Genomic DNA, 24,706 nt, shown 5'->3' on the forward strand with positions numbered 1-24,706 from the left:
CCTTACTCAGGTCATCGAGACCAGGACACGTCGTGACCCGGTGAAGGGCTCGCGCCCGTGCAGCACGCGCATGTTGTCCACGACCATCAGGTCACCTTCGTGCCACGGCATCGCGAGCTTGCCGGCCCGCTGGGCTTTCCGGACGTCGGCGAGGTCCGCCGCCGGGATCGGGCTGCCGTCCCCGTAGGCCACCGAGTGCGGCAGGTCCGCTTCGTCGTCCACCACGGACAGCAGCAGTTCCGCTTCGTCCTCCGGCAGGTTCGAGGGGTGCCACTGGTCGGCCTGGTTGAACCAGACCACCGCGCCGGTGTCCGGGTGCCGGCGGACGGCAGGGCGGCGCTGGGACACCCTCAGCGCGCCCTCCGCCGTCCACGAGAACTCGGCGCCGGAGGAACGCAGAAACTCCTCGACGGTCGCGGGGTCGCTCGTCTCGAAGGTCTGCTGCCACGACTTGCCGAGGCCCGCGCCGCCGTGCAGATGCGTGCGGTAGAGCACGCCCCGCGTCTCGAACCTCTCGCGCACGTCCGGGGACAGGCCCGCGAGCAACGCCCCTCCGTCGCAGACGGGGGTGGCGCCACCGGTGTCGGCGGCGTCGACACAGGAGAAGAACAGCCGGCTTGGCCACCGGTGGGCGTACGACATCTCGTTGTGCAACGTGATCTCGTACCGCGCCGGGTACTCGGTGGAGGTGAACACGCCCTCGGAGACGGTGGTGCGCGGGGTGTTGCCGCCGCGGTAGCTGTTGATCAGCGAGCCGCCGAACGCGGACACCGCCTCGTGGAACCGTTCGCTGCCGTCGATGCCGAGTCCGCGCAGCAGCACGACGCCGTCGCGGGCTAGGTGCTCGCCGGCGCACGCGACCAGGTCGTCACCTGGCCGCACGCCCACGACGGCCATCGTCGTGCCGCCCTGGGTGAGCTTCTCGATCAGCATGGTCGCTCCTTCAGTTCCTGCTCCAGGGCGAGTGCCAGCGGCAGCAGTTCCGCCGATGTGGCCGGTCCGAACACGGACAGGCCGACCGGGAGCCCGGCCACGTCACCGGCGGGCACCGAGACGTTCGGGTACCCGGCCAGTGCGGCGGGGGTCGAGCTGGTGCGGGGGAAAGGGTCGCCGTTCGCGTGGTCGATCGGCCAGGCGGGCTGGTTCGACGGTGCGAGCACGGCCAGGATCCCGTGGTCCCGCAACGTGGTGCGGATCAGTTCCCGCGCCTGGGCCCGGACCTGAGCCCTGGTCTCCGCGGCGGTCCGGGCCGTGCCGGACACCGACGCGGTCTGCTCGAAGAGATCCTGGCCGAAGAGGCTCAGCTCGACAGGATCGGCCCGGTTGGCCGCGATCAGCCCGGCCAGAGTGGACGGCACGCCGTCCCGTGTCCTGAGATAGTTCTCGACACTTGGCCGGAACTCGGCGAACAGCGCCCGGATCGCGTTGGCGGACAACGACCTCGGTATGGTCAGGTCGACGGGGACGATCGTCGCGCGCAGCCGCCTCCCGGCGTCGGCGAGCACAGCGTCCACTTCGGACGGCATGCCGGGCACGCGCCAGAGGCCGAACCTGGCCCCGGTGAGGTCGGTCGTGGCGCCGAAGTCACGGCCTGCCAGCACCTCCAGGCACGTCACGGCGTCGGCCAGGCGACCGGCGAGCACCCCGGCCACGTCCAGCGCCGCCGAGACGGGGACGATCCCGGCCGACGGCAGCAGGCCGGTCTCCGGTTTGAGGCCGACGACACCGCACACTCCGGCGGGTCCGACGATCGACCCGTCGGTCTCGGTACCGAGCGCGAGCGGAGCCATCGCGGTGGCCACCGCCACCGCCGAGCCGGACGACGACCCCCACGGGCTGTGGCTGGGCCGGAGCGGGTGACGGGTCTGGCCGCCTGCGCCGGACCACCCCTCCGTCGCCTCGGACGACCGGAAGTTGCCCCACTCGGACAGGTTCGTCTTGCCGAGCAGCACGGTCCCGGCGGCGCGTGCCCTGGCGACGATCTCGGCGTCGCGGGCGGGTGGAGTGCCCGCGAGCAGGCGAGACCCGGCGGTGGTCGCGAGGCCTCGGGTGTCGATGTTGTCCTTGATCAGCAGGGGAATCCCGTCGAGCGGGCCGCGGGCGTGACCGGCGGCCCGTCTGCGGTCGGACTCGGCGGCCTGGGCCAGTGCCGTGTCGTCGAGCGCGAGAACCGCGTTCAGGGACCGGTTCGCCGCCTCGATCCGGTCGAGGCAGCGTCGCGTCAGCTCGACGCTCGTGAGGGCGCCCGTGCAGAGCCGTGCGTGGAGATCCACGACGGACGGCAGCGCGGGTGTCGTCATGTGTCCTAGGGTCGCGGCTCGATCTGACCTCGCTCTGACAGCGCGCTGACCGTGCCCGCGTTGCAACGGCGGACTTCCACCTGTAAGTTTTGTCTGACAGGATCGGATCCGCGGCCGGAGGGGGAAGCCCTGACCAGCGAAGAACTGCTGGCGTTGCTTGCCGCCTTCGGGCACGAGCAGCGCCTGCGCATCATCGGGGAACTGGCCATGGGCCGGGTACATGTCAGCGAGCTCGCCCGCCGGCTGGAGTTGTCCCGCCCGCTCCTCTACATGCACCTCGAACGGCTGGAGAAGGCCGGGCTCGTGGTGGGCAACCTGGAGTTGTCGTCCGACGGCAAGGCCATGAAGTACTTCGAGCTGGCGCCGTTCGAGCTTCGGCTGGACGTCGACCTGATCCTCTCGGTGCTCGGAAAAACGAAGGAGACCTCTACATGACCGGCGCCGTTCTCACCATCGCCATCGTCCTGATCACGGTCGGCGGCATCGCAGCGAGCGTGGTCTCGTACTTCCAGTTGCAGCGCCATCGTTCCGACGCGGTGGCCATGGCCGAGTTCCGCAAACTCGCCGAGCAGGCGGTGGCCAACCAGGAGGCGTTGCGGCGGGAGCTGGACGAGATCAGGGCGAGGCTGACCGCCGTCGAGGACCTGTTGCGGAGCGTCGGGTGAGCGGTTTCGGGGGCGGGGTACCGCGCAACCCGCTGCGGCTGGTGTTCTCGTCCACGCCGTGGCTCGCGACCGGGTACCTGCTGAGCTACGTCGTCGTGGGCACGGCGTTGTTCGTGGTCGCGTTCTCGGTGCTGGCCACCACCTACGCGCTGAGCCTGCTGACGTTCGGCATCCCGCTGCTCGCCGGCGCCGCGCTGGTGGTGCGCGGGTGCGCGGAGGTCGAACGCAAACGTGCGGAGCTGTTCGGCGACAACGTCGCCGCCGGTTACCGGACCGTCGAGGAGTCCGGGCTCTTCGCGCAGATCAAAGTCAGATGGACGGACCCCGCGACGCTGAGGGACTGCGGCTACCTGGTGCTGATGTACGTGCCGCTGGTGCTGCTGGACTTCGTGGCAGCACTCGTGTGGCTGAGCTGTCTGTTCGGTGTGACAGTTCCGCTGTGGTACTGGGCCTCGCCCAGGACGTGGCACGACGGGGAGTTCGACCACGGCATCAAGCTCGGGTACTTCCCTTCGGGAGCCGACGCTCCTCAGGGGATCGGGATCTTCATCGGCGACCTGCCGACGGCCCTGCTCGTCGCGGCGGCGTTCGCCGTGCTCTCCCTGGGCGCCGCCTACGTGGTGGTGTTCGCCGCCCGTCTGCACGCCGGCGTCACCCGGTCGTTGCTCGGGCCGCGGATCGACCCGCTCGAGCGGGCCAGGCGGGTGCTCACCGAACCGGGCCCGCTCGAGCCTTGGCCGGCGCCCAAGTCGTTCTCGAACGAGAAAGGCCGGTGAGCCGGTACTTTCGTCCGTGGGGGGGTACGGAATGGAGATCGAAGTTCGTCACGCCCGCGTGGTCACGACGTTGGTACAGGCGGGCAGCATTTCCAAGGCCGCAGGGATGCTGAACCTGCCACAGCCGAGTGTCAGCGCGTTGTTGCGCCGAATCGAGCGGACGCTGGGTGGAGACCTGTTCGTGCGGTCGAAAACCGGTATCACGCCTACGTTGTTCGGCCAGCGCCTGATCCCGAAGCTCGCGCGCCTGGTGCTGCACGCCGACGACGTGCTGGCGGAGGCGTTGGCCGACGACTCGAACGTGCTCCGGTTCGGCAATGCGGAATGGACGCCCACGGCACTGCACGAGGCGCTCCGGAAGTCGTTGTCGGACCTGCGGATCCAGACCGCGACCATGAGCCCGCACGCCTCGGTCGAGGCGGTGTACGGCGGCACGCTGACCGCCGCGCTGGTGCCTGTCCTGAAAGGGGCGGCGCCCGCGCGGATGTCCGAACCCGTGCTGGCGTCGAAGAGTCTGACGCACGAACCCGTGTGGCTCGCCCTGCCGTCCGGGCACCCGCTCACGTTGCGTGACACGGCGACGCTGGCGGACCTGGCGAAGCTGACCTGGGTGCGCCGCTCCGCCAGCGATTGGTTCCACCCGGTGGAACAGTGGCTGTTCGACCAGCTCAAGGGACACAACCCCGTAGTGCTGCACTACGTCTGCGGGCACGCGGAGGCGATGAGCTGGGTCCGCGACGCCGGGGCCGCGTGCCTCGTGTCGTCGAGCGGGATCGGTGCCGACGTGGGCGTCGTCGGGATCGCCGATGCGCCGGTCATCGAGTTCGCCCTGGCGTGGCGCAGGGGTTCCGTGCATCCGCAGACGTTGCGCCGGCTCGTCGAGACCATCCGGGAGTACTACTACGACCGGGCCAGGGAGACGCCGCGGTACTGGTCGTTCATGGTGGAGAACGCGCACGACTTTCCCGGTTTCGCGCGTTATCTGAGGGCGGCCGACCCGAAGTAGCGGGCGTTCACTGTCCACTGCGGCAGGCGCCGGGCGCCGGTGCCGCAGCTGACCGATCCGCTCGTGTCAGGTCGGCACGAACGCGGGCAGCACGGCGTCCACCTCGAACCCGCCGTCGTCGGTCGGGCCCGCGGTGAGGGTGCCACCGACCATCTCGACGCGGCCACGCAGGCCCAGCAGGCCGCTGCCGGAACCGGCCAGCACCAGACCCGGTGCGGCCGTCGGCCTGGTGTTGCGGACGACCGCGCGGACACTGCTCGGTCCACAGTGGATGGTGATCTCGGTGAGGGCGCCCGGCGCGTGCTTGTGCACGTTGGTCAGCGATTCCTGGACGACCCGGTACATCGTGCGGCGCACGGCCGGGGAGACGGTGTCCGCGTCGCCGTGCTCGGTCAGGGTGATCTCCAGGCCGGTGGCCGCGGAGTCGGCGACGAGCCGGGAGAGCCGGTCCGGCAGCACGTCCGGGATGCGGGCGGCGCGGCCGGAGCGCAGCACGCCGACGAGATCGCGTAGTTCGGCCAGCGACTGGCAGCCCGCGGTGCGCAGTTCCTCGGCCGCCTGGCGCACGCCGTCGTCCCTCGCGGCCATCCGCAACGCGCCGGCGTGCAGCACCATCAGGTTCAGCCGGTGCGTCACGACGTCGCGCATCTCGGCGGCGAGCCTGGTGCGTTCGTCGGCGCGGGCCTGCTCGGCCATCAGTTCGCGTTCCCGCTCGGCGAGTTCGGCCGATGCCCGCGCGAGCCTGCGCCGCGTGCCGGCGTAGAGGCCCGCGAGCACGGCGATCACGATCACGCTGGAGCCGATGACGCCGACGGACGCCATCGACGCGTAGGCCGGCGTCACGCGGGTGACGATACTGCCGGTTTTGTGCCCCGGATCACCTACTGGAGCAGGGGGTTGACCCTACTTTCGCAGGTGGCGACGTACGGCTGTTCCGGCTGCCGGACACGTGCGTCCGTTCACTGCACTTCCTTGCGCCGGCAGCGGTACTGCTGTTCGTTCGTACACCCATTCGGCTGACGGTCGTACCCGTGTCCGCCGGATGTCGTTGACGAGTACATGACCTGTGACAACGAAGTCCCGGTCCCCGCAGCCGGGGCTCCGGTTCGTCGTCGGCAGTTCCTCACGTTCCTCGTGGCCGCGCCGGTGCTCACCGTCGCGGTTCCCGGCACGGCCGAGGCCGTCATCCCGACGCTGCCGCAACCGGCCGAGATCCTCGATCTCGGCGAGATTCTGATCCTTGCCGGTACCCCGACCGCCGGCGCGCTCGCCGTGCTCAGCGTCGGTGAGGACGGCATCGTCACCCTCGACCTGCCTCGCGCCGAGGTCGGCCAGGGCATCACGACGGCCTGCGCGATGCTCGTCGCGGAGGAGCTGGACCTGCCTCTCGGCCAGGTCCGCGTCACGCTCGCCGACGCGCGGCCCGAGTTGCTGATGAACCAGCTCACGGGCGGTTCCAACACGATGCGGTCGGTGTACGGCCCGATCCGCCAGGCCGCGGCGGCCGCGCGGGCCCGGCTGCTCGCGGCGGCGGCGGCGCAGCACGGCGTGGAGGTCTCCAGACTGTCCACACGCGACGGTGCGGTGATCCTCCCGGACGGGCGTCCCATCCTGTACGGGCTGCTGACGTCCGCCGCCGCGCAGCTCACCGGAGTCTTCGCCGCCCAACCGAAACCGGCCTCGGAACACCGGCTCGTCGGCACGCCGCAGTCACGCATCGACGCCCGCGCGATGGTCACCGGTCAGTTCCGGTACACGCTCGACCGCGACGTGCCGGGCGCGATGCCGACGGTCGTGCGCAGGCCGCCGACGATCAACGGATCGGTGCGGTCGGTCGACTCGGCGGTGGCCAGGACCATGCCCGGTGTGCTCGCGATCGGGGTCGTGCCGACGGGCGTCGCGGTCGTCGCGGAGACGTTCGGGCAGGCCATGGCCGCCCGTGACGCGCTGAAGGTCACCTGGAACGCCGGCACGATCGACGCGTTGTCGGACAAGGAGATCCGCGCCAAGCTGAAGGCCGCCACGCTGCCGTTCGTCGTGCCGCCGCTGCTGACCCAGCACCTGGACATGGAGTTCGACTTCGCGTTCGTCAGCCACGCGCCGATGGAGACGAACTCGGCGATCGCGGACGTTCGTGACGACCGGGCCGAGATCTGGGCCGGGTTGAAGTCGCCGATCGTGGCGCAGCAGACCATCGCGGCGGCCATCGGCCTGCCCGAGTCCGCGGTGACGGTGCACGTGACGCAGGGCGGCGGCTCGTTCGGGCGCAGGCTCTTCTTCGACGCCGCGATCGAGGCCGCGCAGATCTCGAAGGCCCTGCGCCGCCCGGTGAAACTCATGTGGAGCCGCACCGACGACATGCGGCACGGCCGCGCTCGCGCCGCGAGCCACCACAAGCTGCGGGCGACGTTCGCGCTCGGCAACGTGCTGACGTTCGAGCACCGCGTCGCCTCGGTCGAGACGGACTTCCGGCACGGCCTCGGCGAGATCCTCACCGCCACCGCCGCGTCGCTGCCGGTCGCGGGCAACCTGTCGTTCGCGCAGACGGTGTTCCTCACGACGTGCAAGGTGCCGTACAACTTCGGCGTGGTGACCTCGTTGCTCAACGAGGTGCCGCTGCGCATGCACACCGGCTCGTGGCGGTCGGTGTACTCGGCGAACACCCGTGGTGCGGAAGAGGTCCTGGTGGACCAGCTCGCGGCGAAGATGGGCAAGGACCCCGTCGCGTTCCGCCGCGAGTACCTGAAGACCGCCCGTCAGCGCGCCGTGCTCAACAAGGTCGTGGCGGAGGGCGATTGGGGCCGTGCGATGCCCAAGGGCTTCGCGCAGGGCGTTGCGTTCCACGACGAGTACAAGTCGTGCACGGCCTGCCTGGTCGAGATCGACGCCCGTGACCCGCGGAACCCGCGCGTGGTCAAGGCGGTGATCGCGGTCGACGTCGGCCGCCCGATCAACCCGCGCGGTCTCGAGGCGCAGATGCTCGGCGGCCTGACCGACGCCATCTCCACCACGTTGCGCGCCGGTCTGCACATCGACAAAGGCCTGCCGCTGGAGGGCTCGTACTCGCACTTCCACTACGCGCGGCAGAAGGACACCCCGAAGGACGTGCGGATCTTCGTGATGCCGGCGACGGGCGAACCGGGTGGCGCGGGGGAACTGGGCGTGCCGGCCGCGGTCGGTGCGATCGCCAACGCCTACGCGCGGGCGACCGGCGTGGTGCCGCGCAGCTTCCCGATCATCTTCCCGGTCGACTTCGAGCCGTTCCCGCGCTGAAGGAGCGTCCCCTGTGCCTACCTACACCTTCGTCGTCAACGGGAAGCCGGTCACCGTCGACGCTCCCGCCGACCTGGCGCTGCTCTGGGTGCTGCGCGACAAGCTCGGCGTGCGCGGCCCGAAGTTCGGCTGCGGCATCGGCGTGTGCCGCGCCTGCACGTCCCATCTGAACGGCGCGGAGATCCAGCCGTGTGTGACGCCGGTGGCCGAGTGCGCCGGGCAGTCGGTGACCACGATCGAGGGGCTGGCGTCCGGTGACGACCTGCACCCGGTCCAGGAGGCGTGGCTGGAGCAGGACGTCGCGCAGTGCGGTTACTGCCAGCCGGGCCAGATCATGGCCGCGGCGGCGTTGCTCCGGACGAAGAAGGAGATTTCGGACGAGGACATCGACCGGATCGCGAACGTCTGCCGGTGCGGCACGTACTTCCGCATCCGGCAGGCCATCAAGTCGGCGGCGGCCAAGATGTAACCGCGCAAACTTGCGTGCACGCAAGTTTCGGCCCTAGTCTCGGTGGCATGCGCGCCAAAGGCATCGCCTATGACACCGGTTTCGTTCGCCACGGAGAGATCTCGCTGGAGAAGTTCGACCTGGACGCGGTCCGGCGGGACCTGACCGTCATCCGGGACGACCTGCACTGCAACGCCGTCCACCTGGTCGGCGGTGATCCGGAACGCCTTGAGCAGGCCGCCGGGATCGCCGCCGGGCTCGGGCTGGAGATCTGGTTCTCGCCGTACCCGCTGGAGCTGACCCCGGCCGAGATCCTCGGCCTGTTCGCGGACTGCGCGCGGCGGGCCGAGAAGATCCGGCTCACGGGTGCCGAGGTCGTGTTCGTGACCGGCGCCGAGCTCAGCATCATGAACTCCGGCTTCCTGCCCGGCGACGACCTGACGCAGCGCCTGAGCCGGCTTCTGGAGCGGCCGCAACGGATGCAGGCGGTGGCTGCGAAGCTCAACGAGTTCCTCGCCGAGGCCGTCGGGGTGGTACGGGCACACTTCGGGGGCAGGCTCACCTACGCCTGCATCCCGTTCGAGAACCCCGACTGGGACCTGTTCGACATCAGGTCGTTCGAGCTGATCCGGTCCGCCCAGGTCGCCGGCGGGTACGCCGAGAGCATCAGGAACCTGGTCGCGCAGGGAAAACCTGTCGCGATCACCGGGTTCGGCACGGCGGCCTGGCACGGTTCGGGGGCCGTGGCGCCGCGCAGCATGGAGATCGTCGAGCACGACGAGGCCGGGTTGCCCGTGAGGGTGCGGGACGGCTATGTCCGCGACGAGGCCGAGCAGGCCACGTACCTGCGCGAGGTGCTGGAGACCTTCGAAGCCGAGGGCGTCGACGGAGCGTTCGTCTACATGTTCGCGCTCAACAACTACACGCACCGGCCGGACGATCCGAGCCGCGACCTCGACATGGCGAGTTTCGGCGTCGTGAAGGTCTTCGAGGACCTGTCGTGGGAGCCCAAGGCCGCGTTCCGTGCGGTCGCCGAGGTCTACGCCCGGATTTAACCGCTTGGCGCCGGTGAGAACGGCGATCAGACTCGTGGGCATCATGAGCAGCAGGTTGCGAGCGATCGCCCACGACACCGTCGCCATCTCGGAGCGCGGCTCCTACACCACCGCCTCGGGCGAGGTCGCCGTCACCGTCGCTCCCGCCGTCGCGGGAACCCGGCTCCACCTGCCGGACGAGGTGCTGTCGCAGCCCGCGGAGACCGGCGGCGTCCGCATCGACGTCACCAACGAGTCCACTCTGGATGCGACACGGCGCCTCGGCGGTGACGTCGCGGCACTGAACTTCGCCTCCGCGCGCAATGCCGGAGGCGGGTTCCTCAACGGTGCGCAGGCGCAGGAGGAGAGCATCGCCCGTGCGTCGGCGATCTACCCCTGCCTGCGCGCCGCCGGTGAGTTCTACGCGTACCACCGCGCCCACGACGACCTCACCTACAGCGACCGCGTGATCTACTCGCCGCGCGTGCCGGTGTTCAAGGACGACAAGGGAACCCTGCTGCCCCAGCCGTACGAGGTCTCGTTCCTCACCGCCGCGGCGCCGAACCGGTCCGCCATCCTGCGCAACCAGCCCGAACGCGCCGACGGCATCCCGCTCGCGTTGCTGAGGCGGGCCATCCGCGTGCTGCACGTCGCGGCGGCGCACGGGCACCGCCGGCTCGTGCTCGGTGCCTGGGGTTGCGGGGTCTTCGGCAACGACCCCGCCACCGTCGCCCGGATCTTCCGGCTCGCGCTGCGGGACAACCGCTTCTTCGACCACGTCGTCTTCGCGGTGCTGGACCGGCAGAAGGGGACGCCGACGTTCGCCGCGTTCGCGGACGCCTTCGTAGATCAGGCCTCTGACCTGCACTGAGCCAAAATGGCGCCAACCTGAGCCAGAATTGCTTGCTGATGGCACCACCGTGTGCCATAGTGATGCCATGGATCTGACCCCGTATGTGGCTTCTCTCGGCCGCGAGCTGCTCACCGCCGTCGAGACCGGTGGCGACGAAGCGAGTGCGCTGGTCGAGCGGTTGACCGTGACGATGGAGTCGGCGATCCGGCTGGCACTGCTCGAAGCGTTGTCCGCCGCCGCCGACGAGATCACCGCGGACCTGGCACCGGACTCGGTGCAGGTGCTGCTGCGGGGCCGTGACCCGAAGTTCGTCGTGACGCGCCGGGCGCCGGAGCAGCCCGCCGCCGTCGCGCCGGAGCCCGTCGCGGCGGCGCCTGCCGAGGACGTGGCGGCCGGCTTCGACGACGGCACCACCGTGCGCATCAACGTCCGGCTGCCCGAACCGCTCAAGGCCGCGATCGACGAGGCCGCGGCCAAGGAGGGCCGTTCGGTCAACGCGTGGCTCGTGCGTGCCGCCTCGGCGCAGCTGAGCCCGAAGCGCGACACCGCCACCGAAACGCTGCTGGGCGGCATCCCCGCGACCCAGCGTTTCGTCGGCTGGGTCCGCTAACTCCAGCTTCGCACCACTTCGCCCCGACCTGCGGGGATGTTCCACCGACACCTTCTGAGGGGACAGCCATGCCTTCTTACGACACGCCGGAACCGATTTCCGTACTGCTGGACGTCTACGCGGGGTACGTCCAGATCGCCGCGAGCGACCGCACCGACACGAAGATCGAGGTGCGGCCGTCCGACCCGTCCGACTCCTCGGACGTCGAGGCCGCGCAGAAGACCAAGGTCGACTACGCCGACGGCACGCTGATGGTGCGCGGGCCGAAGCGGACGTTCGACTTCTCCAAGAAGACCAGGTCGGTCGACATCGTGATCGAGCTGCCGACCGGGTCCAAAGTGGACGCCGACGTAACGGCCGGCAGCGTCCGCACGTCCGGGGTGCTCGGTGTGACCGAGGTCGACATGTCCGCGGGCAACATCCACCTCGACCGGACCGGGCCGCTGAAGGCCGACACCGGCGCCGGAGTGGTCAACATCGGTGCGGTCAAGGGCAATGCCGACGTCAAGACCGGCAGCGGCCACATCCGGATCGGCACGGTCGACGGCTCGCTGGTCGCCAAGAACTCCAACGGCCACATCGACGCCGGCTCGGTCGAGGGCGAGCTGAAGGCGCGTTCCGCCAACGGTGACATCACCGTCGAACGCGCCGGTGGGCCGGCGGAGGCCAGGACGGCGATGGGATCCATCAGCATCGGCGAGGTCGTCCGCGACACCGTCACGCTCAACACCGCGATGGGCGGCATCGAGATCGGGATCGCCCAGGGCACCGCCGCGTGGATCGACGCCAAGACCGCGTTCGGCCGCGTCACCAACACGCTCGAGGGCAGCGACGGCCCCGGCAACTCCACGGAGACCGTGAAGGTCACCGCCCACACGTCCTTCGGCGACATCACCGTTCGCCGCAGCTGAGGGGAACACCATGAATGCGATCAAGGCAACCGGCCTGCGCCGCTCCTACGGCGACAACGAGGTGCTCAAAGGCGTCGACCTGAACGTCCAGCGCGGCACCGTCTTCTCCCTGCTCGGCGCGAACGGCGCCGGCAAGACCACCACCGTCAAGATCCTCTCGACGCTCATCGGCGCGGACGGCGGCAGCGCGTCCGTCGCCGGTCACGACGTGACGAGCGACCCCGACGCCGTCCGTGCCGCGATCGGTGTCACCGGCCAGTTCTCCGCCGTCGACAACCTGATGACCGGCCGCGAGAACCTGAAGCTCATGTCCGACCTGCACCACCTCGGCAAGGTGGCCGGGAAGCGCAGGGCGGAGCAGTTGCTGGAGCAGTTCGACCTGGTGGACGCGGCCGACAAGTCCGCGTCGACCTACTCCGGCGGCATGCGGCGCCGGCTCGACCTCGCGATGACGCTGGTCGGATCGCCGCAGGTGATCTTCCTGGACGAGCCGACGACCGGCCTCGACCCGCGCAGCCGCCGCACGATGTGGCAGATCGTGCGGGAGCTGGTGGCGAGCGGCGTCACGATCTTCCTCACCACCCAGTACCTGGAGGAGGCCGACGAGCTCGCCGACCGGATCGCGGTGCTGGACCACGGCAAGATCGTCGCCGAGGGGACCGCGGACGAGCTCAAGCGCCGCATCCCCGGTGGCCACGTCCTGTTGCAGTTCACCGATCCGCGGCACCTCGACGCCGCCCTGAACATCGTGCGCAACGCCTCCCGCGACGGTGACGCGCTCGCCCTGCGCGTGCCCAGCGACGGCAGCGTCAGCTCGCTCAAGGCGTTGCTCGACCGCCTGGACGAGAACTCGGTGCTGGTCGACTCGCTCAGCACCCACACGCCCGACCTCGACGACGTCTTCCTCGCCCTCACCGGCAACCCCGACAAGGTGGTCCAGTCATGACCTACGTGCTGACCGACTCGGCGACGATGGTGCGCCGCAACCTCAAGCGGATGATCCGCTATCCGTCGATGACGTTCCAGCTCCTGATCATGCCGGTCGTCTTCCTGCTGCTGTTCGTCTACGTCTTCGGCGGCACGCTGGGCGCCGGGCTGGGCGGACCTTCCGGCGGTCGGGCGGAGTACCTCAACTACGTGACGCCGACGATCATCCTGATGTCGATCACCGCGGCGGTGCAGGGCACGAGCATCTCGATCGCGATGGACATGACCGAGGGCATCGTGGACCGCTTCCGCACCATGGCGATCGCGCGGGTGTCCGTCCTCACCGGACACGTCGTCGGCAGCCTGGTCCAGACGGTCCTCGCCATGACGTTCGTCTTCGGCGTCGCGGTCGCCATCGGGTTCCGGCCGCAGGCGGACGCCCTCGACTGGCTCGCGCTCGTCGGACTGTTGATCGCCATGTCGCTCGCGATGATCTGGTTGTCCGCCGCACTGGGGCTCGTCAGCAAGTCCGTCGAGTCGTCGAGCAACATCGGCCTGCCGCTGATCCTGCTTCCCTTCTTCGGCAACGGTTTCGTGCCCACCGACTCGATGCCGACCGTGCTGCGCTGGTTCGCCGAGTATCAGCCGTTCACCCCGTTCATCGACGCCCTGCGTGGTCTGCTGATGGGCACACCGATCGGCAACAGCGGCTACATCGTCTTCACCTGGTGCGTCGTCATCGGGTTCGGCGGCTACCTCTGGTCCAAGAAGCTCTTCAACCGCGAATCCACCCGCTGAAGGAGAAACCGATCATGCTGCACGGCCTTCCCATGGACCGCGACGTCACCCCGTTCGACCCGCCCAGCCAGATCTCGCTGGTGCGCGAGACCCGCCCGGTCAGCCCGATGCTCTTCCCCGACGGCCACGAGGGCTGGCTCATCACCGGCTACGAAGCCGTCCGGCAGGCGTTGTCGGACACCAGATTCAGCAACCGCCAGGACCTCGGCATCATCCACGTGCCGTTCCCGACGCCCGGTATGCCGGAGCAGACCGAGCCGTCACCGCAGACGCCCGGACTCTTCATCAGCATGGACCCGCCGGACCACACGCGGTTACGCCGCAAGCTCACCGGAGCGTTCACGGTCAAGCGGATGAAGGCCCTCGAAGAGGGCATCATCGAGATCACCGAACGGCAGCTGGACGAACTGGCGCGGCTCACCCCGCCGGTCGACCTCGTCAGGGAGTTCGCGCTTCCGGTGCCGTCACTGGTGATCTGCGAGATCCTCGGCGTGCCGTACGCGGACCGCGACACGTTCCAGACCAACTCCTCCAAGTTCATGGAGCGGGAGGTGAACCTCGAAGACAAGATGGCCGCGTACCTGGCGATGAACTCGTACCTGGCCGAACTGGTCATCGGCAAGCGCGCCGAACCGGGTGACGACCTGCTGTCCGATCTGGCCCGCGACGAGGACCTCAGCATCGAGGAACTCTGCGGAATGGCGTTCCTGCTGCTGCTCGCGGGCCACGAGACGACCGCGAACATGCTGTCGCTGGGCACTTTCGCGTTGCTGGAGCACCCGGACCAGCTGGCCGCGCTGCGGTCGAACCCGGAACTGATCCCCGACGCCGTCGAGGAACTGCTGCGGTATCTCGCCGTCGCCGACGTCTTCTTCCGGTACGCCGCCGAGGACATCGAGTTCTTCGGGGAGACGATCCCCAAGGGCTCGTCGGTCATCCTGTCGCTGCTGGCGGGCAACCACGACCCGGAGCGTTACGAGCACGCCGACACGCTCGACGTGCACCGCAACGCCCGTGGCCACCTCTCGTTCGGGCACGGTGTGCACCAGTGCCTCGGCCAGCAGCTGGCCCGCATCGAGATGCGCGCCGGGTTCGAGGGACTGCTGCGCCGCTTCCCGTCACTGGAGCTCGCCGTTCCGGCCAGTGAGGTGAAGCTCAGGACCGACATGAACATCTACGGCGTGCACGCTCTGCCGGTCACCTGGGCGTAATGCCCGTCAGACGGTGAAACCACCGTCTGCGTTGATGCTGGCGCCGGTGACGTACGCACCGGCCTCACCAGCCAGAGCCGCGACGACCGCGGCGATCTCCGCCGGCTTTCCGTAGCGCCCCAACGCGGTCAGACCGCGGATCGTGTCCGCCATCGGCCCGTCCGCCGGGTTCATGTCGGTGTCGGTCGGGCCGGGATTCACGACGTTCGCCGTGATGCCCAGCGGACCCAGCTCACGCGCCAGGCCCTTCGTCATCCCGATCAGCGCGGTCTTGCTGGCCGAGTACAGGGCGAAGCCGGGAAACGGCGCGTACACGGCGACATTGCTGCCGATGCTGATGATTCGACCACCTTCACGCATGTGCCGTGCCGCCGCACGCGCCGCGAGGAACGGCGCGCGCACGTTCACGGCCATGGTGTGGTCGAACTCCTCCCGGCCGAGCTCCTCCAGCGGCCCGACCTGGAAGACCGCCGCGTTGTTCACAAGAATGTCGAGCCGTCCGAAGTGGACCGCGGTCTCCTCGACCGCGGCCACGACGGCGTCCGGGTCGGCACTGTCCGCCCGGATCGCGAAACCGTTGTCCGGCTTGGTGTTCTGGTACGTGACCGCGACACGTGCGCCCAGCGCCGTGAGCTTCTCGGCCACCGCGGCCCCGATGCCGCGGCTCCCGCCGGTGACGAGAGCCGCTTTCCCCTCAAGTGATCCCATGTCGATCAGCCTGCTGGAACCACGATCAGGATGCTGGCGGGATTCGGACCGTTATGCGGGCCCTCCGGCCGCACCACCAGGAACCACCTCAAGCGCGACTCTCATCGAACCAGACTCCGATACAGACCCTAGTTGGCGCCTCGGGTGTACGCCCACGCGGTGCGGTTGAGGGAGTCCTCGATCCCGGTGAAGCCCTCGTTGGGGTTGAGGACGTCCTCGTGGAAGTCGACGTCGATGTCGTCCGCCGTGCCGCCGATGCCGTCCGGGCCCACGCCGAACATGCCCTTCGGGTTGCCGCCCTGGTCCATGATGGCGTCGAGCGCGTTGAACTGGTCCTGGTGCCAGCTGCCCGACATGTGCCCGGCCTCGTGCGCGGTGATGTTGCCGATCGCCCGGCCGATGAACGCGATCTTGTCGCTGGCCGGCGTGATGTAGCCGTTCAGTGAGGTGCGTGTCTGGGCGGCCGGCGCGCTGAGGATGTCCAGCAGCACCAGCGAGGTCTCCTCCTTGCCGAAGTTGCCCGCGTCGATCGACTGCGCGATGCCGACGGTCTGGATGCCGGACTCGGCGATCGAGCCACCGACCACCACGCGGCTGACGTTCCGCTGGCCCCACGGGTCGGCGTGGTCACGGCTGTTGAGGATCCGTACGGCGAACCGCCTGTTGGTGCCCTTGGCGGCCAGGTCGTGCTCGATGTTCTCGCGCACGGTCGCGACCACACCGTCGATCACGGCGTTCTCGTCGGCGTCGGTGAGACCCCAGCCGGGCAGGAACTTCCGCAACGGCGAGAGGTCCTTGTTGCCCGCCGAGGGGTCCACGCCGAAGATCCGGGTGTTGACCCGCGCGCCGTCGAAGTCGAGGAAGATCGTCAGCACCTCGGGCCGCTGGTTGAGTTCCGAGCCGGGACGGTAGGCCTCGACCGTGACGTCGTAGCGGCCGTCACCGTTCTCGACGCCGACGGTGTAGCGGCCGTCCTTCGGCGCCACGAAGTCCGCGACGGCGTTGCCACCGGCGGGCATCGGGGAGTTCTCGGCGTACAGGAAGCTGAAGTCCTGCGACGAACCGAAGACCTCGCGCCCGGCCGGATCGTGGATGACCACCCTGGTCGCCTTGCCCGCCGCCGACGCGCCGAGCACGTCACCGGCCTTGAGGTCGACGGAGAAGTGGTCCCTGTCCGCAGCGCCGCCGCCGGTCGCGATGGTCAGGTCGTACGCACCTTCGGTGAGGACGCGCTTGCCGGTGCCGGGTTTCATCGGGTCGGCCGGGATCCCGCCGGGGCCGGCCGACGCGACCATCACGTAGACGTCCTGCCCGGCGGCCACGGGAACCCGCAGCCTGCTGTCCGTGCTGCCCGCGAGGTTGTCGTGCTGGTCCAGGAGCTGCCCGGTCGCGTCGAACGCGGCGAGCAGGGTGTCCAGGTCGCCGGCCGGGGTGTCCGTCTCGACGATGACGATCCGACCCTCGGTGCCACCGGACAGCCGGTAGAAGTCGTGGTCACCGGTGCCGTCGCCGCCGCTGCCGTACGGGCCGTCACCGATCCTGCCGCTGGTGCGCACGGGCACACCGGGGTGACTCGCGAGCGGGATGGCGTCGTTGGTCTCGGCGAACGGTGCCACCACGGGGATCGTGGGGTCGCCCGCGAGGTCACCGGTGAGCGTGAGCTTCGGGTTCTTGCCCCTGCCGGTCCCGAACCGAGCCACGTGCTCGGCCTTCGAGGGCACGTCGTTGGCGCCCTGCCCGGTCTCCTTCTCGGTGTACGCCAACGGCTGGCCCGCACTCTTCGCGGCCACCCGCGACTGCTTGCGCGACTCCCGGTTCCGCTGCACCGCCGCCCAGTCGACCGTCGCCTCCGCCGGCAGGAAGGCCAGCATCGGATCGGGTTGGAAGAGCGGTGCCGCGGGCTCGGCCGCCGACTGCCCGCCGGCGACCAGAGCCAGTGCCATACCTGCCGTGAGCACGCCAAACAGATGCTTTCGCATGTCCAGTTCCCCCAATTCGGTCCTTCACCGAGGAAACCAGCGTCGTGCGCGCGGGACGGGCGTTTTGGTCAGCCTTTGTCCACTTCAGGACATCCGTGGATCAGACCGTGGCCTTGCGCAACGGCTGCGCGACCTCGTGCAGGTGCTGCAGCACGTACCCGTAGGAACGGAACAGGCCGCACTGGGCGTAGGAGATCCCGTGCTGCTCGCAGAACTTGTGCACGATCGCCTGCGCGTGCTTCAGGTTCGGCCGGGGCATGCTGGGGAACAGGTGGTGCTCGATCTGGTAGTTCAACCCGCCGAGCAGGATGTCCACGAACCAGCCGCCCCGGATGTTGCGCGAGGTCAGCACCTGCTTGCGCAGGAAGTCGAGCGAGTGTCCCGCCGACAGCACCGGCATGCCCTTGTGGTTGGGGGCGAACGAACATCCCATGTAGAAGCCCCACAGAGCCTGGTGCACCAGGATGAACGTGACCGCGTACACGGGGGAGAGGACCCAGAACACGACCGCGAGGTACACCACGACGTTCGCGATCATCACGGTCCGCTCGCGGCCCGAGTACCGGATCGAGTGCCAGTGCAGCGCGAAGCCTTCCAGCAACAGCAGCGGGAAGAACAACACCGCCTGGCGCGAGGCGATCCACCGCAGTGGTCCGCGCTTGGCCGCGCCCTGTCGTTGCGTGAACGCCAGCACCGAGATGTCGACGTCCGGGTCCTCGTCCTCGTGGTTCGGGTTGGCGTGGTGGCGGCTGTGCTTGCCCACCCACCACTCGTAGCTGACGCCGACCAGTCCGCTGTGGGCGTAGCCAGTGATCTCGTTCCACTTCTTCGACGCGAAGATCTGCTTGTGGCCCGCGTCGTGCCCGATGAAAGCCAGCTGCGTGGACATCACGGCCAGCACGACCGCCACCGCGAGCTGCCACCACGAGTCGCCCAGGAGCGCGAACGCCACCCAGGCCGCCGCGTAGACCAGGAGGTTCACGCCGATCCGGGTGAAGTAGTAACCGCGCCGCCGAGCAAGCAGGCCAGCCTGCTTGATCTCGGTGGACAACTGAGCGAAGTCGCTCGCCTGCCGGAGTGCCATTTCCGCAGAATGCCTGATCGCGGCTACGAAGTCATGCACGGCCCATGAAGTCGTTACCAATCACACCGGTCATACTGGCGTCGGCAGAGAGGACCGTCGCGCTGGTTCACCCGACCGGCATCGCCATCACCACCGGTGTGGTCGGCTGCTCCGAACCTCCCGACGGCTCCACGGTCAGTGCGATCTCCTGCGTTCCGGTGAGCCCGCTGACGACGACCGGTGAGGACCGCGAGTCGAGCAGCCCGGCCGGGTGCGGGTCGCCGTCGGCGCCGATCCGCCAGAGCTGGTAGGTGTGCCCGTCGGGTGCCTGCGGCAGGTCCCTGGCGAGGAACAGCGCCTCGTCGCGGCTGGCCGACACGACGGCGGTGCCGGTCGCGCCGTTCGCTGCCCTGCCGTTGATCAGCTTGGCGTCCGGCGTGGACAGGAAGTCGGAGAACCGGCTGTACTCGCTGGAGAGCTGCGCCAGCTGCCGTTCCTGATCGGACTGTGAGTACTGCACCGTCACGAACACCGCGGCGACTAGGCAGGCGGCCGCGAGCAGCCCTCCCGCCCAGCGCTTGCGGCGCGGGTCCGGCACGCGTGCCGTGTGCGGGGACAGCTGGCGGGTCTCGGCCGCCGCCGCGAGCACACGGGCGCGGAGCTGGGGCGGTGGCGGTGACTCGACCGCGACGCCCAGCCGTGCGGCCGTGGCCGCGAGTTCGGTGACCTCGATCGCGCAGCTCTGGCACCGGGTCAGGTGCGCCACGAAGGCGGCTCGTTCGATGTCCGACAGCGCGTTGACGGCGTAGGCGCCGGTGAGCGTGTGCAGATCAGCGGATGCGGTCCTCATCCGGTCACCCCCATGCAGTCCCGCAGTCGGATCAGGCCGTCGCGCATCCGGGTCTTGACCGTGCCGAGCGGAATGCCCAGCAGGCTCGAGACCTCGGGATAGGAATAGCCCTGGTAGTAGGCGAGCAGGACGGACTCGCGCTGCAGGTCGGTCAGGAAGCTCAGGCAGCGGCGCACCTGACGTTGCTCGAGCCGTCCTTCGACCTGCTCGCTCACCTCGTCGAACGGCCTGGCCGGGTCGAGACGGGCCGCGCGGTCCTCACGATGCGTGGCGGCCTGGGCGGACCGGACGCGGTCGACGGCCCGGCGGTGCGTCAGCGTGAGGATCCAGGTGGTGGCGCTGCCCCGGGCGGGGTCGAACCTGGTCGCGGTCCGCCACACTTCGAGCATCACCTCCTGGAACACCTCCTCCGACTGCGCCTGGTCCCGCAGGACGCGCCTGATCAGCCCGAACACCGCGCCGGTGACGACGTCGTAGAGCCGTTCGAACGCGGCCTCGTCGCCCCGTGCGACCAGCGCGAGCAGGTCGTCGGCGGTCGGGCCGACGTCATGAGGGGTGCTCCGCAGGCTTTGCAGTGCCCGCTCACGCTCTGGCATCCCAGGTCCTCTCCTCTGCGGTCGTCCTCCTGTTGTTCGCAGCAGGGCCGCAGATGGATCGGTTCGGAATGCGTCATCACCTCGGGGCACGGCTGGTAACGGGTTCATAACCGCACCCATCCGCTTCCCGAGGGGCGGCGAATCACGGGTAGCAACTGCTCGATCACCCCTTGGAGATGTCCCGTCATGAACAAGACCGTCCGCAACACCGTCCTGGCCATCGGCACCGCCTCGCTCGCCCTGTTCGGCGCGGCGTGCGGCTCGGGTGACACGGCCGGCAGCGGTACTTCCAGCGTCGCGCCCACCACGACCACCACCCAGTCCTCGGCTGCGATGGCCGACCCGGCCAAGGACCTCGTCGGCCCCGGTTGTGCCGACTACGCCAAGCAGGTTCCGTCCGGTGCCGGTTCGGTGTCGGGCATGGCCGCTGACCCGGTCGCCGTGGCGGCGAGCAACAACCCGCTGCTCACCACGCTCGTCAGCGCGGTGTCCGGCAAGCTGAACCCGAAGGTGAACCTGGTCTCGACGCTGAACGGCGCTGAGTTCACGGTGTTCGCGCCGGTCGACTCGGCGTTCGCGAAGATCGACGCGGCGACGATCGAGAAGCTCAAGACCGACGACGCGCTGCTGACCAAGATCCTCACGTACCACGTCGTGCCCGGCCAGATCTCGCCCGACAAGATCGCCGGTGACCAGAAGACCGTGCAGACCGGCACCGTGAAGGTCACCGGTTCGGGCAACGCGATCAAGGTCAACGACGCCAACGTCATCTGTGGTGGCGTGAAGACCGCCAACGCCACCGTGTACCTCATCGACTCGGTCCTGATGCCTGCCTGACATCACCCGCGTGACAACTGGGCACTCACGTCTCGGACGTGAGTGCCCAGTGCTGTGCGCCGGTCCACTGTGGATTCGGCAGAACCTCGTGCGTGAGCCAATCCACTCGGCGGACTGCTCCGAACAACAGATGTGAAGGCAACACGATCCGTCCTCATCGGCCTTGTGTCGGTGGCCATGGCGTTGGCGGCAGGGCATCTCGTCGCAGGGCTGGTGAGTCCACTGGCCTCGCCGTTCCTCGCCGTCGGAAACACCGCGATCGACCTGACACCCCATCCGGTCAAGGACTTCGCGATCCGCACGTTCGGCGAGAACGACAAGCTGGTGCTGCTCGGCAGCATGGCGGTCGTGCTCGCGGGCCTCGGCGTGGTGGCGGGACTGTTGTCGCGCCGCAGTCCGTGGCCCGGCACCGTCCTCGCCGCGCTGCTCGGCCTCCTCGGCATCGCCGCGGTGCTGGCCAGGCCGACGACGACCGGGTGGTCGGTACTCGCCCCGCTGGCGAGCCTCGTGGCCGGTGTCGTCGCTTTCCGCTGGCTGTGGTCCCAGGCGGTGCCCGCGGTCGTGCCGGAGCGGCGCAGGTTCCTGCTGACGACCGCGGCGATCGCGGTCGGTGCCGGAGTCTCCGCGCTCGGCGGTCAGCTGCTCGCCGGCCGGGTGGACGTCGAGGCCTCCCGGCGTGCGATCAAGCTACGGCCCAGGGAGACCGCGCCGGAGATCCCGTTCGACGCCGACTTCGCCCGTGAGGGCACACCGCCGTTCCTGACGCCGAACGAGAAGTTCTACCGCGTCGACACCGCGCTCACCGTGCCTCGCCTGCGCGCCGAGGACTGGCGCATGCGCGTGCACGGCATGGTGGACAACGAAATGGTGCTCACCTACGACGACCTGCTGCGGCGTCCGCTGGTGGAGAAGACGATCACGCTGGTGTGCGTGTCCAACGAGGTCGGCGGCCCGTACATCTCCACGTCGAACTTCATCGGCGTCTCCCTGCCCGACCTGCTGCGCGAAGCGGGTGTGCGTCCCGGTGCCGACCAGCTCGCGACGACCAGCGTCGACGGCTGGACGTGCGGCACCCCGGTCGACAAGATCATGGCGCCGGGCTCGAACGCGATGCTGGCGCTGGGGATGAACGGCGAACCGTTGCCGATCGAGCGCGGCTTCCCGGTCCGCATGGTCGTACCGGGCCTCTACGGCTACGTGTCGGCGACGAAGTGGCTGGTGGACGCCGAACTCACCACCTTCGACACGTTCGACCCGTACTGGGCGCAGCGAGGTTGGGGGAAGAAGGCCCCGGTCAAGGTGATGTCGAGGGTGGACCGGCCGAAGTCCTTCGAGAGGGTGCCGGCGGGCAGGTTCGTCGCGGCGGGCATCGCCTGGGCCCAGCACATCGGCATCGACCGCGTCGAGGTCCGGGTCGACGGAGGGCCCTGGCAGGATGCGACGCTGAGCCGGGAGGTCAACGTCGACACGTGGCGGATGTGGCGCATCGAGCTGGACCTCAAGGAAGGCAACCACACCGTGGAATGCCGCGCCACCGACCGGAAGGGCACCACCCAGACCAGCGAGCGCGCCGCCCCGATCCCGGACGGCGCGACCGGCTGGCACTCGATGGTGTTCACCTCGGTGGCGGGTTAGGCGTCCTAGGCGGCACGTTCGCGCAGGACCTCGAGAGCGAGGTCCGCGTGAGCGTTGAACTTCAGCTCCCCCTTGATGACAGCGAGGATCTCGCGGCCGGTACCGATGACGAAGGTCCGCCGCTTCGCGTGCAGAGGGCTGAAGCGCCGCCAGGCGCCGAACTGCCTCGCGACCGCACCGTCCACATCGGACAGGAGTGGGTAGTCGAAGCCGTGCGCGGTGGAGAACCGGTGCTGCGCTCCCACCGCGTCCGGGCTGATCCCGATCCGGTGCGCGCCGACCTCGCCGAACTCCTCGGCCAGGTCGCGGAAGTGGCAGCTCTCCGTGGTGCAGCCGCCGGACATCGCGGCCGGGTAGAAGAACAGCACGACCGGGCCGGAGGCCAGGAAGCTCGACAGCGTACGGGGTGTGCCGGTGTCGTCGGGCAGCGTGAAGTCTGGGGCGATGTCTCCTTGTTTCATGGTGGGTCTTCGTGTTCGCGAACGGCATGGATTGGTGTGCCGACTCACGTTTGGCACCGGTGGATCCGCTGAACTCGGTCCTTGGTCACTCCATCAGGTGGATCGGGCGGTGTAGCCGATCCGGAACCATCCCGTCGCACGGATGTAGAGAGCGCGGATCCGCCAGATGCGGTTCAGCCGGCTCGGGACGGCGCCACGCACGTCCCTGTGCGTCCACGATTGGATCCGGGCGCACAGGGACGCGGCCGTTCCTGTGCTCACTGTGTGTCAACATGCGGTCCGTGATCTTGTGTCGCAAAGTAGTCATGAATTGATGTTTTGAATTAGTTTGTGTCTTTGAGCTGCGACAACCAAATCTCTTCCACTTTCGAGTGAACCAGTGTCCGTGGGGTGTCGAATACCCAGACGTACAGGTGCTGATTCGTCGAAAGGGGGTGATTACATGAAGTCGACATGCTCCACAACACTGCGGCGGACACTCGGTGTGGCCGGGTTCCTGATCGGATTCGGCCTCCTGTCCGCCGGAGTGGCGAGTGCCGACGAGGGTGACCCGCCCGGCCTGCTGGACGGGGTCGTCACTCTCGTCGCTCCCGTGACCGAACCGGTGCTGGCGCCGACCGTGGATACCGCCGTGCACGCCCTGAGTCCGGTGTTGGAGCCACTCCAACCCGTGACGGCGCCGGTGCTCGCCCCCGTGGCGCGCACGGTCCCGGTGGTGCCGCGGGTCGTGGAACCGCCGGTGGTACAGCCGCCTGACCAGGCGGAAGTTCCGCCTCCGGTCGCCGCGCAGCCCGTGCCGGAGATCAACACCGCAGCGCTGTCCGACCGAGTCGCGCCGGCAACCACACCGCGGCAGCAACAGATGTACGCACCTGACGTGGCGCCGCCCATCGAAGCGCCCTCCCAGCCGTCACCTGACGTGCCGTTGGCTCTACCCGGCACAACAGGATCGGCGTCGTCGAGTGGATCGACGGGTCTCGTGCTCTCGGACCTCCCGGCAGAATCGGGAGTTCGTCCGAGCAGCGAGTCGCTCGTGGTGGTCACGGATCACCAGGTCCACGGGTCGTGGTGCTACTACTACGGCCGCAATCATCCCAGTTGACCACTCCTGCCAACCAAGCCGACCAGATCACCAAGCTTGATTGACAGGAAGGTTCGACAATGCACAACTCTGTGCGACGCGGCCTGCTCGCCGCAGCGTTCTCGGGAGGATTCCTCCTGTTCGGAACGGCGATGGCAAGCGCCGACACCGGAGGCAACGGTCTCCTCGGCGGCGTCGGTGACGTCGTGAACTCGGTCGTGAACGGTGGAAATGGCGGGAATTCGGGCAATGGCGGCGACGCCACCAGCTCGAACAACGCCACGTCCGGCAACTCGGGCGATTCCGGGAACTCGGGTGACACCGGCGGCAACAGCGCCTACGGCGTGTGCGTGCTGGCTGAGTGCCACACGAATGTCAGTTCGGGCGACTCGGGTGACACCGGTGCCACGGGTGCGACCGGCGATGCTTCCAACCACAGCAACACCGTGGGTGGGAACTCCGGCTCCGCCGGTGACGGCGGCGACGCCACTGCGGCGGGTCGTGCGAAGAACGCCGATGCGACCGCGGGTGACGGCGGCAATTCGGGCGACGGCGGCGACGCCACGAGCTCGAACACCGCGCGGTCGGGCAACTCCGGTAACTCGGGCGACTCGGGTGACACCGGCGGCAACAGCGCTTACGGCGTCTGTGTGCTGGCTGAGTGCCACACGAATGTCAGTTCGG

At 69.0% G+C, this 24,706-nt stretch carries 25 protein-coding genes and 1 pseudogene; 17 read left to right on the plus strand and 9 right to left on the minus strand.

Translation table 11 applies throughout. The features are described from left to right. Window positions 1-6: 6 nt before the first annotated feature. Together BLR21_RS23495 and BLR21_RS23500 are read right to left on the minus strand one after the other, a co-directional pair. A complete protein-coding gene (locus BLR21_RS23495) occupies window positions 7-933 on the minus strand; it encodes a TauD/TfdA family dioxygenase (protein ID WP_090008258.1) in 927 nt (308 codons plus the stop codon). Continuing rightward, window positions 927-2,300 (minus strand): amidase family protein, encoded by a 1,374-nt coding sequence (locus BLR21_RS23500; RefSeq protein WP_090008259.1) that lies wholly within the window; start codon window positions 2,298-2,300, stop codon window positions 927-929. Before BLR21_RS23500 ends, BLR21_RS23495 begins: the two co-directional genes overlap by 7 nt. A gap of 153 nt (window positions 2,301-2,453) precedes the next feature. Between BLR21_RS23500 and BLR21_RS23505 the strand changes: the two genes are divergently transcribed. From BLR21_RS23505 to BLR21_RS23520, 4 genes are read left to right on the plus strand one after another with little or no spacing between them, the layout of a single operon-like run. Beyond that, on the plus strand, window positions 2,454-2,735 hold the full coding sequence (locus BLR21_RS23505) for an ArsR/SmtB family transcription factor (RefSeq protein WP_256334886.1): 282 nt from the start codon (window positions 2,454-2,456) through the stop codon (window positions 2,733-2,735). Beyond that, window positions 2,732-2,965, plus strand: coding sequence for a hypothetical protein (locus BLR21_RS23510; protein WP_090008261.1), 234 nt, complete (start codon window positions 2,732-2,734; stop codon window positions 2,963-2,965). The genes BLR21_RS23505 and BLR21_RS23510 overlap by 4 nt, the downstream gene beginning before the upstream one ends. Next, a complete protein-coding gene (locus BLR21_RS23515; protein ID WP_090008263.1) occupies window positions 2,962-3,741 on the plus strand; it encodes a sensor domain-containing protein in 780 nt (259 codons plus the stop codon). Before BLR21_RS23510 ends, BLR21_RS23515 begins: the two co-directional genes overlap by 4 nt. 31 nt (window positions 3,742-3,772) lie before the next feature. Next, window positions 3,773-4,747 (plus strand): LysR family transcriptional regulator, encoded by a 975-nt coding sequence (locus BLR21_RS23520; protein WP_090008265.1) that lies wholly within the window; start codon window positions 3,773-3,775, stop codon window positions 4,745-4,747. A 66-nt stretch (window positions 4,748-4,813) separates the two neighbouring features. Here BLR21_RS23520 and BLR21_RS23525 read toward each other — a convergent pair whose 3' ends face one another. Further along, the gene (locus tag BLR21_RS23525; protein ID WP_218130944.1) at window positions 4,814-5,590 is read right to left on the minus strand and encodes a sensor histidine kinase; all 777 of its coding nucleotides are present in this window, start codon (window positions 5,588-5,590) and stop codon (window positions 4,814-4,816) included. Between the two features lie 216 nt (window positions 5,591-5,806). On the opposite strand from BLR21_RS23525, the gene BLR21_RS23530 reads away from it, so the two are divergent. The 9 genes from BLR21_RS23530 to BLR21_RS23570 all read left to right on the plus strand — a co-directional run bounded on the left by BLR21_RS23530 (window position 5,807) and on the right by BLR21_RS23570 (window position 14,812). After that, window positions 5,807-8,020 carry a xanthine dehydrogenase family protein molybdopterin-binding subunit gene (locus tag BLR21_RS23530; RefSeq protein ID WP_090008267.1) on the plus strand — a complete coding sequence of 738 codons (2,214 nt, stop codon included), beginning with the start codon at window positions 5,807-5,809 and terminating at the stop codon, window positions 8,018-8,020. A gap of 13 nt (window positions 8,021-8,033) precedes the next feature. After that, window positions 8,034-8,489 carry a (2Fe-2S)-binding protein gene (locus tag BLR21_RS23535; RefSeq protein WP_090008269.1) on the plus strand — a complete coding sequence of 152 codons (456 nt, stop codon included), beginning with the start codon at window positions 8,034-8,036 and terminating at the stop codon, window positions 8,487-8,489. A 47-nt stretch (window positions 8,490-8,536) separates the two neighbouring features. Continuing rightward, window positions 8,537-9,523 carry a hypothetical protein gene (locus tag BLR21_RS23540; RefSeq protein ID WP_090008271.1) on the plus strand — a complete coding sequence of 329 codons (987 nt, stop codon included), beginning with the start codon at window positions 8,537-8,539 and terminating at the stop codon, window positions 9,521-9,523. Window positions 9,524-9,566: 43 nt separating this feature from the next. Next, window positions 9,567-10,373, plus strand: a complete 807-nt coding sequence (locus BLR21_RS23545; protein WP_090008385.1) for a TIGR02452 family protein — start codon at window positions 9,567-9,569, stop codon at window positions 10,371-10,373. A gap of 67 nt (window positions 10,374-10,440) precedes the next feature. Further along, a complete protein-coding gene (locus tag BLR21_RS23550; RefSeq protein WP_090008273.1) occupies window positions 10,441-10,965 on the plus strand; it encodes a ribbon-helix-helix protein, CopG family in 525 nt (174 codons plus the stop codon). Between the two features lie 68 nt (window positions 10,966-11,033). Next, the gene (locus tag BLR21_RS23555) at window positions 11,034-11,876 is read left to right on the plus strand and encodes a DUF4097 family beta strand repeat-containing protein (RefSeq protein ID WP_090008275.1); all 843 of its coding nucleotides are present in this window, start codon (window positions 11,034-11,036) and stop codon (window positions 11,874-11,876) included. 10 nt (window positions 11,877-11,886) lie between these two features. Then, window positions 11,887-12,822 (plus strand): ATP-binding cassette domain-containing protein, encoded by a 936-nt coding sequence (locus BLR21_RS23560; RefSeq protein WP_090008277.1) that lies wholly within the window; start codon window positions 11,887-11,889, stop codon window positions 12,820-12,822. Further along, entirely contained in the window at window positions 12,819-13,601 is a 783-nt protein-coding gene (locus BLR21_RS23565; protein ID WP_090008279.1) for an ABC transporter permease, read from the plus strand. The genes BLR21_RS23560 and BLR21_RS23565 overlap by 4 nt, the downstream gene beginning before the upstream one ends. 14 nt (window positions 13,602-13,615) lie before the next feature. Next, on the plus strand, window positions 13,616-14,812 hold the full coding sequence (locus tag BLR21_RS23570; protein ID WP_256334887.1) for a cytochrome P450: 1,197 nt from the start codon (window positions 13,616-13,618) through the stop codon (window positions 14,810-14,812). Window positions 14,813-14,818: 6 nt separating this feature from the next. Here the strand turns inward: BLR21_RS23570 and BLR21_RS23575 are convergent, their stop codons facing one another. The 5 genes from BLR21_RS23575 to BLR21_RS23595 all read right to left on the minus strand — a co-directional run bounded on the left by BLR21_RS23575 (window position 14,819) and on the right by BLR21_RS23595 (window position 20,008). Beyond that, the gene (locus BLR21_RS23575; RefSeq protein WP_090008281.1) at window positions 14,819-15,520 is read right to left on the minus strand and encodes an SDR family oxidoreductase; all 702 of its coding nucleotides are present in this window, start codon (window positions 15,518-15,520) and stop codon (window positions 14,819-14,821) included. Between the two features lie 128 nt (window positions 15,521-15,648). Continuing rightward, the gene (locus BLR21_RS23580; protein ID WP_143027843.1) at window positions 15,649-17,499 is read right to left on the minus strand and encodes a hypothetical protein; all 1,851 of its coding nucleotides are present in this window, start codon (window positions 17,497-17,499) and stop codon (window positions 15,649-15,651) included. Window positions 17,500-17,599: 100 nt separating this feature from the next. After that, entirely contained in the window at window positions 17,600-18,583 is a 984-nt protein-coding gene (locus BLR21_RS23585; protein WP_090008285.1) for a fatty acid desaturase family protein, read from the minus strand. 106 nt (window positions 18,584-18,689) lie between these two features. Further along, the gene (locus BLR21_RS23590; protein ID WP_090008288.1) at window positions 18,690-19,412 is read right to left on the minus strand and encodes an anti-sigma factor; all 723 of its coding nucleotides are present in this window, start codon (window positions 19,410-19,412) and stop codon (window positions 18,690-18,692) included. Continuing rightward, window positions 19,409-20,008, minus strand: a complete 600-nt coding sequence (locus BLR21_RS23595) for a sigma-70 family RNA polymerase sigma factor (protein WP_090008289.1) — start codon at window positions 20,006-20,008, stop codon at window positions 19,409-19,411. The genes BLR21_RS23590 and BLR21_RS23595 overlap by 4 nt, the downstream gene beginning before the upstream one ends. Window positions 20,009-20,194: 186 nt before the next feature. Between BLR21_RS23595 and BLR21_RS23600 the strand changes: the two genes are divergently transcribed. Together BLR21_RS23600 and BLR21_RS23605 are read left to right on the plus strand one after the other, a co-directional pair. After that, the gene (locus tag BLR21_RS23600; RefSeq protein WP_090008291.1) at window positions 20,195-20,845 is read left to right on the plus strand and encodes a fasciclin domain-containing protein; all 651 of its coding nucleotides are present in this window, start codon (window positions 20,195-20,197) and stop codon (window positions 20,843-20,845) included. Between the two features lie 177 nt (window positions 20,846-21,022). After that, window positions 21,023-22,480 carry a molybdopterin-dependent oxidoreductase gene (locus tag BLR21_RS23605; RefSeq protein ID WP_090008389.1) on the plus strand — a complete coding sequence of 486 codons (1,458 nt, stop codon included), beginning with the start codon at window positions 21,023-21,025 and terminating at the stop codon, window positions 22,478-22,480. Window positions 22,481-22,485: 5 nt separating this feature from the next. Here the strand turns inward: BLR21_RS23605 and BLR21_RS23610 are convergent, their stop codons facing one another. Then, window positions 22,486-22,941: a peroxiredoxin gene (locus tag BLR21_RS23610; protein ID WP_090008293.1), complete on the minus strand. Its 456-nt coding sequence runs from the start codon at window positions 22,939-22,941 to the stop codon at window positions 22,486-22,488. Window positions 22,942-23,383: 442 nt separating this feature from the next. Between BLR21_RS23610 and BLR21_RS23615 the strand changes: the two genes are divergently transcribed. Further along, a complete protein-coding gene (locus BLR21_RS23615; RefSeq protein ID WP_143027844.1) occupies window positions 23,384-24,043 on the plus strand; it encodes a hypothetical protein in 660 nt (219 codons plus the stop codon). Between the two features lie 71 nt (window positions 24,044-24,114). After that, a pseudogene (locus tag BLR21_RS23620) lies at window positions 24,115-24,706 on the plus strand (hypothetical protein); the annotation flags it as partial.

The organism is Lentzea albidocapillata subsp. violacea (assembly GCF_900100275.1).
GTDB lineage: Bacteria > Actinomycetota > Actinomycetes > Mycobacteriales > Pseudonocardiaceae > Lentzea > Lentzea violacea.